Origin of the sequence: Dyella kyungheensis, assembly GCF_049913195.1 — a bacterium.
Classification (GTDB): domain Bacteria; phylum Pseudomonadota; class Gammaproteobacteria; order Xanthomonadales; family Rhodanobacteraceae; genus Dyella; species Dyella kyungheensis.
This window is the reverse complement of record NZ_CP183983.1, coordinates 3,022,123-3,037,190: the sequence shown is the minus strand read 5'-3', so window position 1 is coordinate 3,037,190 and position 15,068 is coordinate 3,022,123. Positions and strand designations below refer to the sequence as shown.

The 15,068-nt window shown below is 58.2% G+C and carries 12 protein-coding genes; 4 read left to right on the top strand and 8 right to left on the bottom strand.

What is annotated here, in order from left to right; translation table 11 throughout:
• Window positions 1-257 precede the first annotated feature (257 nt).
• Window positions 258-587 (bottom strand): hypothetical protein, encoded by a 330-nt coding sequence (locus ACN9MB_RS13720; protein WP_204636245.1) that lies wholly within the window; start codon window positions 585-587, stop codon window positions 258-260.
• A 501-nt stretch (window positions 588-1,088) separates the two neighbouring features.
• Here ACN9MB_RS13720 and ACN9MB_RS13715 point away from each other — a divergent pair.
• Together ACN9MB_RS13715 and ACN9MB_RS13710 are read left to right on the top strand one after the other, a co-directional pair.
• Window positions 1,089-1,232 (top strand): hypothetical protein, encoded by a 144-nt coding sequence (locus ACN9MB_RS13715; protein ID WP_204636246.1) that lies wholly within the window; start codon window positions 1,089-1,091, stop codon window positions 1,230-1,232.
• Window positions 1,229-1,579, top strand: coding sequence for a hypothetical protein (locus ACN9MB_RS13710; protein ID WP_204636247.1), 351 nt, complete (start codon window positions 1,229-1,231; stop codon window positions 1,577-1,579). The genes ACN9MB_RS13715 and ACN9MB_RS13710 overlap by 4 nt, the downstream gene beginning before the upstream one ends.
• A 515-nt stretch (window positions 1,580-2,094) precedes the next feature.
• Here the strand turns inward: ACN9MB_RS13710 and ACN9MB_RS13705 are convergent.
• Window positions 2,095-3,159, bottom strand: coding sequence for a hypothetical protein (locus ACN9MB_RS13705; protein WP_426271919.1), 1,065 nt, complete (start codon window positions 3,157-3,159; stop codon window positions 2,095-2,097).
• Window positions 3,160-3,581: 422 nt separating this feature from the next.
• Here ACN9MB_RS13705 and ACN9MB_RS13700 point away from each other — a divergent pair, with 422 nt between their 5' ends.
• Window positions 3,582-4,355, top strand: coding sequence for an SAM-dependent methyltransferase (locus ACN9MB_RS13700; RefSeq protein WP_426271918.1), 774 nt, complete (start codon window positions 3,582-3,584; stop codon window positions 4,353-4,355).
• A 145-nt stretch (window positions 4,356-4,500) separates the two neighbouring features.
• The gene (locus ACN9MB_RS13695; RefSeq protein WP_426269278.1) at window positions 4,501-4,746 is read left to right on the top strand and encodes a hypothetical protein; all 246 of its coding nucleotides are present in this window, start codon (window positions 4,501-4,503) and stop codon (window positions 4,744-4,746) included.
• 591 nt (window positions 4,747-5,337) lie between these two features.
• On the opposite strand, the gene ACN9MB_RS13690 is transcribed toward ACN9MB_RS13695, so the two are convergent.
• The 6 genes from ACN9MB_RS13690 to ACN9MB_RS13665 form a co-directional block, all read right to left on the bottom strand.
• Complete coding sequence (locus tag ACN9MB_RS13690; protein WP_426269277.1) at window positions 5,338-5,499, bottom strand: hypothetical protein; 162 nt, start codon at window positions 5,497-5,499, stop codon at window positions 5,338-5,340.
• Between the two features lie 104 nt (window positions 5,500-5,603).
• On the bottom strand, window positions 5,604-6,119 hold the full coding sequence (locus ACN9MB_RS13685) for a hypothetical protein (RefSeq protein ID WP_426269276.1): 516 nt from the start codon (window positions 6,117-6,119) through the stop codon (window positions 5,604-5,606).
• Window positions 6,116-10,768, bottom strand: coding sequence for an RHS repeat-associated core domain-containing protein (locus ACN9MB_RS13680; protein ID WP_426269275.1), 4,653 nt, complete (start codon window positions 10,766-10,768; stop codon window positions 6,116-6,118). Before ACN9MB_RS13680 ends, ACN9MB_RS13685 begins: the two co-directional genes overlap by 4 nt.
• 777 nt (window positions 10,769-11,545) lie before the next feature.
• The gene (locus ACN9MB_RS13675; protein ID WP_426269274.1) at window positions 11,546-13,462 is read right to left on the bottom strand and encodes a DUF927 domain-containing protein; all 1,917 of its coding nucleotides are present in this window, start codon (window positions 13,460-13,462) and stop codon (window positions 11,546-11,548) included.
• A complete protein-coding gene (locus ACN9MB_RS13670; protein WP_426269273.1) occupies window positions 13,386-14,309 on the bottom strand; it encodes a toprim domain-containing protein in 924 nt (307 codons plus the stop codon). The genes ACN9MB_RS13675 and ACN9MB_RS13670 overlap by 77 nt, the downstream gene beginning before the upstream one ends.
• Complete coding sequence (locus tag ACN9MB_RS13665) at window positions 14,309-14,695, bottom strand: hypothetical protein (RefSeq protein ID WP_426269272.1); 387 nt, start codon at window positions 14,693-14,695, stop codon at window positions 14,309-14,311. The genes ACN9MB_RS13670 and ACN9MB_RS13665 overlap by 1 nt, the downstream gene beginning before the upstream one ends.
• Between the last annotated feature and the right edge of the window lie 373 nt (window positions 14,696-15,068).

The following is a 15,068-nucleotide window of genomic DNA, read 5'->3' as shown; positions in this document are numbered from 1 at the left end:
CCGGCGTGATTTCACGACCGCTGGCATTGGCCTCCATCAATAGCGACCAACCCCCGCGCAAGAATCAGCTATCGCGTGACGCAAAGCCCAGCGCTTCTCAATCCACTTGTGAGAATTTCCGGACGGACTCGCTTCACGTCATGTGCGATGGTCCGCGAGTCGGCAATCGAGAGGAATCGAACCTGCCCGCTGACGATTTGCTTGGCCGTAAGCGCTCACCCGGGCCGAATGGCAATCCCCGTGGGACCCGCTTGCCACTACCCACTGGCTAAAAGCTCTGCCAGGCGCGCCTGCAAATCATCCGCGATGTCGCCTGGTCTCAAATTGCGCGTGTAGCAGCCGACCAGCCACTCGAACGGATATTTTTCCTTCGTCAGCTCTTCCACATTCGCGAACAGAAGCAGCTCGCATTCGGGCGTCAACACGACGACGACGCGATCCATTTCATTCGCCATGATGGCGATGTCGTATGCAACCTTCAGAATTCGGGCGGGCGACGCGCTGGGCCGCATGCGCCGTTTTCGCACCAGGCCCGTGCACTGACGGGATGACGGCAGGCCGTCCGTGGCGCGCGTGTTCTTGTGCATGAGTGACCTTGGCGGGCGCCGATGGAGAAAATTCCGCGACATGTCTCGAAGGTTTCACGGTGCCGCTCATTCCGCCATCGGACTCGTCCGATCGACTGCGGCTGAACTGATGGTCTGGAAGCTCATCTACGCAGCTTGCTATGACGCGCTTGCGCGTTGCCCCCCTCATAAGGGACAGCGAAACTCGGGCTGTCTCACTCCGTCCCGACAGCTGGAATGCCGCTCTTCCCCGACTTGCGCGTTACCTTCTGTGCGAGTAGGTGGCTGGCTAACCGAGGTGTCGCCCATCCGCCTGGACCCTCAAAAGGTGCTGCCTTCGTTCCGTAGTACGACGGAGTGATATCGGAAACATCCGATGTTCTTTCCGATCGCCGATTGCCACGATGACCATGCCGACCCGCTGGGGAGGCGAGGGCAACGGCGCACACGGATGCACCCATTGCTCCTTTGGTTGGCCGGGCCCCGCTAGGGGCCCGTTACTTATGCGTGGAGGCCTGTGTGATGTTGTTCGATGTCTGCGTGCTGTTGCTCATCGTGCTCGCGATCGATCGGCCTCTTCGGCGGGTGGTGGAGAAGCACTATCGGCTTCGTGAACTGCGGCAGCGTCAGCAGCACACCCTCGATGGCATTGCGCGTTTCAAATGATCGATACCGGTGGCGGACGCGTGACGGATAATTCGAATGCGCCGCGCGGCCGCGGGTTGCTTGCCATCGGTTGCGTCGAAGGTGTGGTTGCGGCGGCGACGCTCATCGCGGATTTCGCGGTCATTCATGGCGACGGATGGGAGAGCATGTCGCGCTTCATTGTGGCCTTTTCCCTTGTCATCGTCCTGGTGACAACTTCCTTCATCTGTTTGGTGTTCGGATTGGTGGAACGCGCACTCAGCAGACGCAGGGCGGGGGCGTCGCTCGGGATGCTAAATGGGGCATGCATCCTCCATGCGGTAGTGATGGTCTCGAGCGTGGCCTTCATCGCGCTCTGGAGCATTTGAGGGAACTCCGTCGAGGGTAGGTCTAACCGTACGCCGCCAGTGGTCTGATGCTGACCGGAGACCGAGTAGGCTGCTATCGCTCTCAGCGAATGATCTGACCTACGTTTGAGCTGCCGCAGCAATGTGGTGTTTCCTCAAGTTTGACTGCGTCACCCAGACGCAGGGAATGCCGCCAGAGCCCCGAGTCCTAGCTCGGGGCTCTCTTGCTGAGCGAGGGCATCTGCTTTGTTCATACACATCTACTCGATTGCTGTGCTGTTCCTGCCGGTGCTCGCTCTCTGGGCACTGGGGTTTGGCGTGCGTGCGCTTCGCACTGTCGTGATCCAGCTCCGCGGGCTGCATACATCTCGGCGCGATGTGCTGGATGGCGTGACTCGCTTCTGGCAGCCAACGGTCCGAGGCGCCCGTTCCCGCTGAGTGAGGCCCGGGCGGCCAGGGGGCGCATGACGCGCATCCTCGGACGAAGCCATTCAAGGCTTGGTGTCGATCTGCAGGTTACGCGCGATCGACGCTGATCAGTGCACACCCGTGCCCGGGGCGTCCTCTGGCCGTTCCGCTTCTGCGCGCTTGGGCGTATCCAGTGGGCACCATGTCTTGAGCCGCTTGCCCGCTCGATACAGGTCGATGCATTCACGCATCTCGGCCTTGAAGGCCAGGTCAGGCGTGTTTATCGGGCAACCGGACGACAACGGTTCGCCTGCCTTGTACTCGTCGATACAACTCGACAGCGGCGGCGCCTTGGGCGGATTCGGATTGTCGGCCAGGGAGGGCGGCGGCAGGTTGAGGCGTTCGTCGCGATTCATGGACGAAGCAGGCGGGGGAGGTGAGCCGCACAGCAAGTTGGAAGCCGTGCTGCTCTTGCTGGGATCGCAAACGCTCTTGACGACGTCCTTGATCGCATCGCCGATATGGCGTCCTACCGCGCCACCGGCGGTCTCGTTCGGCGGCGGGAAGTATTTTTCGAAACGGGTGGCCTTGTACTGCATCCGGTTGCTGTCGTGCTGCATGATCTGACGATCGTCCGCAGGCTTGGACGGCTCGGGAGTGGCGCTTGCTGTGGTCGAAGTGGCACCTGTCGTAGGCAGCCGCACCGAACCGTCTTTCCCAAACAAACTTGTAGAGGAGGGCGTGGCTGCGGAGGTCGCAGGCGCAGGCACGTCATGATTCTGCACGACCATGGCGTCGGGGCGGGGCTTTTCATGGGTGACCGGGGGGACGCGGGCGGTCAATGCCGGCCGCGGTGGAACCAACTTCTCGGGCGGCGCGGGCGGCTCCGACGGCTGCACGCTGTGCGGCGTTTTGGGGCGATCGATCAGGCGAACAATCAGCGCCCGCTCGTTCTCGATATTCACCGTCGCAGGATGTTGCGGCTTGGGCTGCATCTCGAACCATAGCGCCACGGCAAACAGAGCGTGCAGTACGCATACCAGAGACAGCGCCAGCACCAGCGTCGGGCGCGTCAGCGGCGGCTGTCGCCAGCGTCTGCGACCCAAGGTCTCACGCGTTTCCCCGTCGAGTAATGCCAGGCCGCGAGCACTATCCCCCTGCTGTCGATGTCGGACCTGCCCGGAACGCCTCATCACACCCCTAATTCACGCCAATGACCGACACAAAACATGCGCATGCCGTCAGCGCGTGTTGCGACAAGCCAGATTGGACAGGTTCTTTCAATCAGGGTTCCCCGGGATCTGCGTCAGTTCACGTCGATGTCAAAAATCGGGGTCAAAGTGTCGAGCATCGAATCCGGTGCGGCGGGGGGAGGATCGTCAGTGCCGGACCTCGATTGTGGTGCAGCTTCGCATAAGACGCGGACGCCTATCCTCGGGCGCACGAAATTGCTGTCTATTGACCAGTACTCAACGCGTTTGCGACATTCGGGTGCACGAAGTCGTCGACGTCATCCACTTCATACTCATACAGGTCTTTTCCCATGAGCTCCATGTTGTCGAGCACGCCGACGAACTCACCACAACATGGCAGCATCGCCTGCGTCGGGCTCGGCATGACCCTGGGGTCGCACCTGAGCCCTTTGGCGCGCAGTCACATTGAGCAAGCCGATGTGGTTTTTGCAGCGCTCTCCGATGGCATCGTCGAGCTGTGGCTGCAGAGCATGCATCCCGATGTCCGCAGTCTCCAGCCGTACTACGGCAAGGGTGACAAATCCCGGATGGTCACGTACCGCGAATGGGTCGGCGTGATGATGACCGAGGTGCGTGCGGGCAAGAAGGTCTGCGCGGTCTTCTACGGCCACCCGGGGATCTTTGCCTGGTCGCCGCACGAAGTCATCAGGGTGGCGCGTGAAGAAGGGTTTCAGGCACACATGGAGCCGGGTATTTCGGCAGAGGATTGCCTGTACGCCGATCTGGGCATCGACCCTGGCCGCTATGGCTGCCAGCACTATGAAGCCAGCCAGTTGTTGTTCTTCGAGATACCCGTCAATCCGCGTGCCTATCTAGTGCTGTGGCAGGTCGGCCTAGTGGGCGACACCTCCTTCAAGCGCTTTTCTACCGGCCCCGAATACCGACAGGTATTGGTCGATGTGCTTTCCCAGGATTACCCGTTGGATCACGAGGCGATTATCTATCGCTGCGCGACCCTGCCGATCCAGCAGCCCCACATCCGTCGTGTGACGCTGCGGGAACTGCCCACAACGGACATCACCAGCGAGGAAACCCTGGTGTTGCCGCCCGCTGACCGGCCACGTCACAACGATGCGATAAGAGAGCGCCTGGCGGCGCTGGACAAGCTGTATCAAGAAAAGCAGGCAACCGCGTGACGTTGGCCTGTTTTGCTTTGTTGGATGGTCGCGTGAAATCTCATCGATAGCCTTGTCGCATGTTGCTCTCGAGCAGCCAATGGATAGGGTGCAGCGTGAGACCCGGCAGTTCACTTGTTAGTCAACGACGAAGAGGGATATAGCTATGCCGATTTTCATACCTAATGCCGCTCCTCCTGCGATTGTTCTGCTGGAAACCATCGGGCAGAGCGCTTCGTTGCGTCATGCATCCAAATCCGACCTGGCTCAGGCCTTGGAAAAACTGGGCGCCAGCGAACGCCTCAAGCTTGCCTTGACCTCGGAGGACAGTGCGCCGCTCCAGCAGGAGCTGGGTTATCCGGAGGGTATCCACGTCAATCACAACACCGGGGTGTGGGACGGCGATGCCTGAAATGCCCATGCAGAACCGGGGTGAGAGTGCGCGTTGAATCGCCGGTCGGCTCGCGCACACGCCATGCGGGCACGCGCTGCACAAACAAAAAAGCCCGGCGATCACTCGCCGGGCTTTTCCGTTATTGGTGGGGTGGCGTCTATCAAATCATGGCTGGTAGCTAAGGCGTAGAGCCGTTTTCTACGGTGGTCATTTGGCTGTTACCGTCAAAGTTACCGTCGGCAATGGTCCGCGGCAGGGTTGCTTTCGTCGGTATGATGCACCCATGAGTCGGAGCAAGAAAAAGACCCCCATCCATGGAATGACCACGGCCACGTCTGAGGCTCAGGATAAGGACCTATGGCATCGTGCCTATCGTCGGGGCGAGCGTCAGCGCGTGCGTCTAGATAGCGATCCATTGCCTAGTGACGAGAACGAGTACTCAAGCACGTGGAAAATGGACAAGGACGGGAAGGTATACATTCCCGACGATCCAGCCATGATGCGCAAGTGAGCAAGGGAGTCCTGAGACTTCCGCGTTTTCATTGAACTGAACGTTCCGTGCGTTCCAGCGTTCCGACCGTCGACAAATGGCTTCACATAGCCATTCTGTTATTGATGGTGGCGTTCCAGCAGGGATGCACCTAGGCGTTCCACGTTCCAAGAATGCAGCGCCGACGTCAAACGCCTACCGGTGCCGTTCACGTCCATCACGCGCCAGGGGCACTGGTTGCGAAGGCTCTTCACCTTGGCGGCGTACATGGCGAGGCTCATCAACATTCCTCCTGGCACGTGACATCGGTAGCGGAGTATCGCGCTACCGATGTCACGTGCCAGTGGTGTTCATTCATCTAGGAGGCGACGATAGACAGTCACCGTTAATCACCCATAACACGCTCATAGTACGTAGTCTCCTGTAGCGGTTTATCCGGAGAAAACGCGCTAGAAAGAATCCTTTGCTTAATGCGTGACGCATCAAAGGAAACCCTCAAAACGAAGCTTTCGGATGCATCACCGCCGTAGATGGTCAGATTCATGCCCTTGCCATCTTGTGCCAAGACCGCCCTGGTTGGATCGGACAAATCTGCAAACAAGGACCTTGGGATAAATAAGTCGCGGCCACCCGCACTTATATTCAACGTATCGACAATGATGCAAGGCTGCCTACTAAATGTGCAGTTTGCTTGGTCACTACGCGGCTTCTCACGAGAGGCCTCGTTTATTTCAACCTCGTGCGTTCGCATCGTCACGCGAATATCCGATGAACCAAGCTTTGACGCGATCGTTGTCACTCCACTTGGATGGACATTCACCACGATGTCTTCCTTCGCTGCATTAGCCTGGCAAGCGACTAAAAGCATCAACAGGCCAGCGGCATACTTCTCGATCATCACGGTACAACCCTCAATTGATTGTCTCCACCAGCAACACCCTGACCGATTTGATTTCGAATACCTCTGTTGGCCACAGGGCATCCGTTTGAAGAGTCTTGGCGATCATTTTCGTGCGGGCCATGGATTAGGAAGCCAGCTCGCCCGTGCATGTCGGTGCCAGGGTTCGGATCAAGTCGCATAGATCCCGGGAGAGATGTTCCGCTTCCCGTTACATTGTCCCGCTGCGGCTCAATCGTGTAGCTACCCTGGGGAAGAGGGCCAATGTTTGGCACACCTTGCATGGCTGGATTGTTTAGGCCATCTCCATGTCCGGCATAACCAGTACCGGTATCCGTGACGTTTCCATTGGCGTCAACGTGCTGTATCTGCCCTGTACCTTGATGAATAACCCAGTCAAGACCGAGTGGGTCAATTCGACTTAGTGGATTGCTACCGACATAGGCATAAGTATTCACCCCGCCCGCCAAGCCGATGGGGTCGCTCTCGACATAACGTCCAGTTGCCGGTTCATAGTAGCGATTGACGCTGTAGTGCAGCCCCGTCTCGACATCGAAGTATTGCCCCGGGAACCGACTGTAGAAATTCGCCGCCCCGGACTTTGGCTGATCGCCAAGCGCATTGTCCTGCCACGCCCAGCTATAGACTGCGTTGCCACTCGTATCAGTCACCGCGCGCAGCGTCCCGAGATGATCGGCATGCAGGTAATTGATCAACGGTGCGCCACGGCCCGCATCCGTCGCTGAGGCCACGGGGATGCCGTTGAGATAGACGTATTCGCGGTAGTCCGTCGCAAAGTACTCGCCGTACAAATTGCCGGTGCCTGCCGGATCATACACGGCAGCCATCTGTCCCGTGCTGGGCGAGGTGATGGTGCGCCAGACGCGGTAGCCCAGGCCGTTGTACTGGTAGTTGGCAATCGTGGAGCCCGCGTTGGTGACGGCCGTGAGCAGGTTGCGGTCGTCGTAACCAAGGCCAACCAACAGGCCATTCGGGGCCGTCATCGCGGTGGTGTTGCCGTTGCTGTCCGGCACGCGCGCCAGGCCACCGACATTGCTCAGGAAATGCGTGCCCGTCTGGTAGGAGTAGGCTGCCGCAGGCTGCGTGCCAGTGGTGGCACTGAGACGATCACCAGTCTGGTTGTACGTGAAGGATTGCTCCCTGCTGCCGGTGCTGTCGTCCAGCTCCTTCAATCGATAGAGCGGGTCGTATTGATAGCTCTCCGTTGCCGGGTTGGCGCCGGGCATGGTGCCTTCGGCGGCGATGTTGCCCATGGCGTCGCGGCGGAAGTGGAGGTTCAACGCGCCGCTGGTGAGATCACTGACCTGGCCATTGGCATCGTAGGTGCGCGACACCGACTGGTTGCCTTGTGCCCAGGTGTATGTCGTCGCGCCCCCGAAGGGGAAGTAGGTGGCGTTGGTGATCAGCGGCGTGACGGTGCTGTTGGTATAGCTGCCGAACGGGCCGGGTTGCTGCACATAGCCGATTGAGCTAGGGCGTCCGGCCCCATCGTAGCCATAGACCAGCTCGAAGCCCGATGGATACTGCAGGTACGTGAGGCGGCGTGCCAGCGAGTAGGCGTAGCCATGCAGATAAGTGACGCCATTGATGACCTGCTTCACCTCGCGGATATCGCCCTGGTTGGTGTAGCACCAGGCGGTGGTGCCGGAGGCATCCGTCATCGTGGTCAGGTGACCCACGTTGAAGTTGTTCGGGCATCCGGCAATCGGCGACGCCTGGTCGTAGGTGTAAGTGATATTCAACGCCGGATGGGCGGGGTAGATCACCTGTGTGCGGCGGTTCAGTGCGTCGTACCCGTATTGGGCTACGACACCGCGTGCGTCCGTGTGCTGGGTGAGGTTGCCGGCAGCATCGTATTGATTGGCCGCGTTGCCCGTGTCTGGACTCTGGATGCTCGTCGCGTTGCCCAGGCCATCGTAGCCATATGTGGTGCTGAGGGCGTTCGGATCGCTCACGCCATGGAGACGGTCATTGGCATCCAGCGAGAAAACGCTCGATGTGTTCTTCGTCGCCGTGTCAGTTCCGTTGTAGTTATCGATGGTTGACTGCAGACGGTTTAGGCCGTCGTAGCCCATCTTGCGCTGGATGCCGTTGGCGTCGGAGCTGTGAACCAGATTGCCGTTGCCGTCGTAGCTGTCGGTAAAGCTGGCATTGAAGACAGCGTTGTTCATTCCGTCCGTGATCTTCGTAAGCTGGCCGAGCGTGTTGTATGTGCGCGATAGGGCTCGACGCACCGTGCCGCTGGGGTCGAACAGCTGCTCCTGCGTTTTGTTGCCTGTTGCGTCTAGCGTGTAGTGGATGTGATCGCTGACGGCATCGGTGATGTCGGTCAGGCGATGTGCCCCGTCATAGGCATAGGTGATTTTGATCCCGTCGGGATCGGTGATGGTTTGGACCGCGCCGTAGGGTGTGTAGGTAAAGGCGGTGACAGCATCGTTGCCCGATGTCGAACCATCGGTGTTGGCGCGCACCGTGCGGCTTTGCAGCCAGCCGCGCGGATAGTAGGTTAGATCGGTAATGACGCCGTTGGCATCCGACTCGCGGGCGACGCGACCGTTCTTGTCATATGCCGCGAAAGTGATTGCTTGCCCAAGCGCATTGGTGACTTGGTAGAGATCACCCTGGCGATGGCAGGCGCCGCCCATCGCGCCGCATCCGGACTCGTCGGTGGCGAGGTAATAGCTGTAGCTGGTGACGTCCGGCTTGTCGGTACGTGGGCCGTCCACAGAGAGCAATAGGCCGACTAGCGGGCACTTCGTCCCATCGACCGCGTTGCAGTAGATGTAGTTCCATTGCCGCACGCCAGCAGGTGCGTTCGGACTGCTGCCGCAGGTGTACGTCATGGCGCCGCTGACGTTGGGATCAGCTTCGCAGAGCGATGTGGGTTTGCCGAAACTGTTGTAGATCCAGGAACTATAGGCAACTGTGTTGCCGTTGTTGTCGAGGACGGTGTGGGTTAAAGGAGACCGAAATGTCGTATTCCATGTCAATTTCGTGGTTCGTTGAGCCGGTTGTCCCTGAGCATCCACCCTCTGAATTAGCAAGCCCGCACTGCTGTAGGTTGTCGCAGCAACATTCCCATTGAAGTCCGTGCTTGTGGCGGGATAGCCGTTAGCATCGTAGGTGCTTGCTTGAGCCTGGATGCCGCAGGCCAGCCCGCACGGCTGAGAGAGTGATGCTATTCGAGCCATACCATTGGGGATGGCATAGTTCATATTCACGGCTAAGCCGGAAGGATATTGGATCGTAGAAGAACCATCACTGTTGTAAGTGATGCTGGTGAGATCCAAATTGTTTGCAAGGTATGATGACGTTGCCTGTCCAGCGCTGTTGTAGCTTGTACTCGAAAAGCGAATATTCGCTTCATCTATCAGGCCGGTCATTGCATTCGGAAGGTTAGTGCCACCCGTTAGAGACGATTCGTTGTAAACGTACTGGCGTACAGAATGATCGGGATACGTCGCCGAGATCAGGTTCCAGTTTGTATCGTAGGCGTAGGTGATTGACTGACCGTCGGGTTGGACGAGGCCGGTCAGCTGCCCCGATTTGTTGTAAGTGAAATTCAGCGTGCGTCCAGAAGGCGATGTAGCTGTGAGCAAGAATCCTGCACCGGGCGCGATCGTTAGTGGGGTGTTGGCCGCGCTATAAGTGAGAGTGATTCCTTGACCGGTTTCGTCCACCACGCTCTGAAGTACACCGCCCGTGGTATATGCCTCATAGTGTTTGAGCGAAGCGATGAAGACGACGTAGCCAGTGAGTGTCCCCTGGCTATTACTCGCTTCGGTCAGGACATCCGCAATGTCAGGGTCACTGGTCCAGACATTGCTTACCTTGGTAAACGTCTCCTGCTTTCCATCAGGACGATTTAAAATGATGGTTGCTGCAGGGCTTCCAATGACGTTCAAAGAGCGATCGAAGCTACTGCGCCAATTCGCGCCAACGGAGCCGGCTGTTACGGAACCAGAACTATTGTAGAAGCGACGGAACACGAGCCATTTTCCGTCAGAGTAGTCCTCCTCTTCTTCGTATTTGTTTCCGGTGGCTGTATTGATCGGGTCTGCGGCCATCACTGGAGCCATGGCAGCCTGAGCCGCTCCGTTCGACCCTTGGCACGTTCCGTTGCCTTCACCGCCGTCGCATCCTGCGCCATTGCCAAGATTCTTCGTTGGGTAGTAAGTGGTCACCGCAACGCAGCTATGGGTGTTATCGCTCCAATATGCGTTTTGGTTACACCTATATTCGTAGATTGCGTTACCAATCGACGTGTACGGGCTGTAGTAGTAGCCATAACCAACGGTGTAGCCATTTGGAATGGCGCTCTGGAACGTAGTCCCGTTGAACGCTACGACGTACTGGTATTCGGCGACCCAGGCATTGATGCAGCTGGTCGCTGCCGCTTTTGATGAGAACCAATAAGGAACGCATGGACCATTGTAGTCAGGCGCACTCCAGTTCTGACTAGCCTGTGATGTGGGCGAGTACGCCGCCATCATAAGTAGAAAGAGCAGGGACAAAAGCCGAGCCAGTAGACCGAAAGTCCACAAAGAACCCGGTGTAAAAGTGTCGGTGTTCCTTTGCTCAAGTTCTTCGGGCAGGCCATTGGATGGCGTCTTACTAAGACTGACTTCCATGATTTGTTTCCCCTGTAGCGACGTCCGGACTGTCAACGAACTCTGCTGAGCGTTTCGCACTTGTACCAAGGCGACTCGTAAGCCGGATAGCCCGTACTCGTGACGCGCGTCACGATTTTTGTCGCAATACATCTTTTGTCAGATGTGCCAAATTCATGATCTTGCGTTATTGCGAGCGAATGCCTCACGTTCTTTCGAGCGAGCGCGAATTGTGCTCTAGAAGCTGCCACGTATCCGTTCTGAGCATGCGTGTAATGCAGAGGCAATCATTGGCATCGCTTCTATCGCGAACGCTGCTTAGAGGCCGTCAGGACAACTGCTGAACAGCTTTTAGGGCGGTCGCTCTCCACCAGTTTGAAGAAGGAGCGATTGCCCAGTCCCATCTTCCGCAGCCCCGACGAAGCACGCAGTGCCGTGATCGACTGCATCGATGATTCACAGTAGGCAACGTCACCATGGGGATGAAGTGGCTTCGCGCCGACAATGCTAGGGGCGGTTAAGCAAAGAAAAGGTCTGCTACCGGTCTACGAACGTCGGAACTCTCTAGATCAGCGTCTGGCGCCCCGATTTAAAACCTCGATAGTCTAAAGGGGCAAATCATCGCCAGCGCCTTCGCGTGTTTTGCGCAGCAACCAAACAGGAGGGCTGGGCGGATCTCAGATCCGCAAATGACGGAGCGAAAGTGATTCCACCCAGCTTGGGAATGTAACCTTCGGGGTTAGTCACTTCGGGGCACGTCAAACGCAACTATTGTGAGACGAAATGTCATCCATTTCGCTAATCACCAGTATGAACCGTGCCGCCGTCGAAGACATAGAGACGAGCGCGTTTTCCGAGTCCATCAACCCGAATACTTTGCGGGGCGCAGTCCTTGCCAGGCTTGAGCCACCCAGCCTTGATCAACACGTCGATTGCCCATTTCTGATTGTGACCCTCAATGATCTGTTTAAACGCCTCCGGGAAGACCAAATATTCCACCGCGTGTTCGCCGTAGCCATTACGACGAAAGCCGGCGCGGTCACGGACGACAAGTTTTTCATTTTCGCGTCCTTCGGGCTCAAAGCGACTCTCGCCGTGTGCCTCGAAGAACGCGCGAACCTTCGACAGCAGAACGTCGGGTTCTGAGTTACCCGCGGTACCACGCGCATCAATCCATTGGGAAAAGCACGTTTTTGCGGCCGCCGCAGCCTCGCCAATGGGCCAGCCGGTCAGGTCGTAGGCCGTCGCCAGTTCGCCCGCCGCGCCGATCAATGCGAATCGTTGAGCTACACGACGAACCTGGCCATCCGCATGGCGTCCAGTCAGATCGTTTGCCAGGCCATCGCGAATGGCTCGAAGCTTGGCGCGCGCATCATCGGGCGAAGCCGTGATGGCCTCAAGTAGAGCAGGGAGACCATGGCCAAAGTGGGTGCGCGCCGCTGTCTTCAGTTGATCAGCAAATTCGCCAGCACTGACGCTGTTGGGTAGGCGTTCGAACATGCCCGATCCGACGCCAGCATCTGCGGCCAAATCGATCACGCGAACCTCCTGCCCGGCACGCCGCGTTCCACCCGATTCGGTCACAAGATCGCCGAGGCTGATTTCTCCAGACGAAAGGAAGATCAACTGAAACTTGGCAATCGCGCGAGCGCTGCCATCGCGCGCGGCGCGGCCTTTGCCTTGGCCATTAGCAAGCATGTATGCCACCGCTCCGGCCTTGCTAGGGTCAAGCTGCCCTATCTCGTCTAGCGGCAACATCAAATCCGAGTGGAGAGAAGCGGTTCCCTCCAGCGCGTTGTCAGTCTGTCGCCACGACCGCATGAACTCGGGCGGTCCAAAAATCGACGCGGCGAGGAGAACAGCGGTGGTTTTGCCCAAGCTGGAACCGCCGCGCAGATGCACGCCGCCCCCTTCGCTGTTCAGTAGACCAAGGCAAGGCCCCGCAAACCCCGTGGACAGCGCCAGCAGAAGGCGGGAATTTCCGACGCAGGGGGCGGCAACCTGCGTCCGCCAGCCATCGAGTGTTCCGCTTTTGCCGAGGGCAACGGAGTCCGGTGCTGTCGTTTGGAAGATGATGGGCTCGGCCTCCGGAGCGCCAAAAGTTTCCTTGGGGAGAACAAACGTATCTCCGTGCCAGCCGGTACGTGTGACACACCTCGCCGTTACCTTGGGACTGGCTTGCTGTATGTAGTCGATGAGAAGCTTTCGTGCCTTTGACGTGCTCGAAATATCGAGACCTTGCCGCAATAGCTCCGCGCGAAGGTCAGCGCCATCTGTCGCCAGCATCGAACAGGGCATAGCCCACTGATGGCGCCGACGGTCCCGATCGTCGAACACCAACAGGCGGCCCCATTCGCTACCTGTTTCATCGCGGGTGAGGGCTTCGATGCGGAGCGGTGAGCAGATCCATGTAGGAGGCTGATCGACTTCCGCGCCGTCTTGGTCGGTCTTGCTTTCGATGGAGTGAACACCGTCCTTAAAGCCCTTGCGCCCGATGGTCACTTCAAAGCGCGTGCCAGTGGGCTTTGGAGCAGGAGCGGGTGGGGAGAACTCAATGATCTCGGTAATTAACTGGCGCTCGATATCCGGAGACTCTGCCAGAAAATTCGCGGGAATGGTCTTGCCGGTCTTTTGCGGGTTACTGTGTTGTGGGGCGATCACTATTTGAGGCCTCGAAGATTTCGAAATTGCCGCTACGTGCGGCGTAAAGGTCATTGAAATCGCCTGTTCTTGGTGGGATCGCCAGGAAACCACTTACCGAAGATGCCGCGGCGGTGGCTGCCTGAATGCCGGGATTGGTGCCATCCGGTTTGGCATCGTTGTCTGCGCATACAGTGATGCGAACCGATGGGTACTTGCTTCGAAGGGTCTGAGCAACGGCCAGCAAGTTGCCAGCCGAGAACGCAACCGCGACGGGCAGGCCGGTGTGAGCGTGCAATGTCTTTCCGGTGGCCCATCCCTCACAAATGAGTACGTGGTCGGTTATGGCACCAATGCTCGCGTAGAGACCAGACACACGGCCACCGCGGAGAAATCGCTTATCGCCATCTGCCCGAATACGCTGAACGTTGTGAATCTTCCCTTTGGAGTCACGAAGCGGCACGAGCAAGGCGCCGCTCCGCTCACGCAAGCCCTTCGCGTCAATACTTTTGCGTTCGAGGTAGGGATGATGATCAGATGCTTGGTGCGCGGCATCCCATTGTCGATTCGCCACACGTGCTGCATCGCTTTGCCGTTTACGAACTTCAGCTGCACGTGATGCCTTCGCTTGCTCTACAGCGATGCGCTGACGCTCCCGTTCGGAAGGCGTCAGAGGGCTATCGCTACCGATGAGGACAGTTTCAGCGACGCCCTTGGACCAATCGCCGAACGTCGCGACAGGGCGAGTGCCGTCAACAAAAACCACTGCCCAACCATTGCGTCGACCCCGACGCCGATCGAGGTCGCCTGTGCTAAATCGGCACAGAACGCCGTCAAGGCGGAGGCGGTCAGGTTCGGCGATCTGAATGCCTGAACGTTGCATAGCAGCAACGACACTGCTCTGGATTTCGTTGGTCACCATCAATCGACCTCCGACTCAAGTGATTCCATGGCCTGCGTAATGAATTTGAAGGCAGCGGAGCACAGCAGTTCTGTCGTGTCTTCCTCCGGCAAGTCCGCATTCGTCAGCAGACGAACAATGGCTTTCGCCTTGGAGAGGCGATCATTGAAGGCCATGAGAGTTTCAGTGTTGAACGGGCCATCGAACACATAGACGAGCAAAGCTTGTGCTTCGCCGATCACATCCATCGCTGCTGAGAGCGCGGTTCGGAATATGTGCTGCGGCAAGTCAGCTACGCGAAGCTCGGCGAGTGAAAGAATGGCCCGCGCTTGAGCAAGAAGGTCGTTCAAAGCGCTCGAAACGTGCTGCGGGCTGGCGGCATTACTGGTGGGGGCGACAGCGGACATGTTCTGGGTTCCTCGATAGCTAGGAACCGCCGCACGAGCTCGCGGAGAGAGGGCGGCGGGCGTGCAGGGGTGAGAAACCGGCTCGAACGGATACCGGCCAGCACGAGGCTGCCCTACACGCCCACCATAAAGACGGGCATGACGCAACGAGGCACAAAAAAAGCGCCAGGCGGCGCGTTGCGCCGTTCGATTAGTCAGGTTCTCACGCCTGGTCGCCGATTTTGCGGCGACGAAGGGATATTGCGTCCATGGCGTCGGATTAGTCAAGCAGCTAGACATCGCGGCGCGCCTTGATGATTTCGCTGATTCGCTGCCGTTCCTTCAGAAGAAAAGGCACAAGATGATCCATCTCGTTCAGGAGGTCTTCCAAATA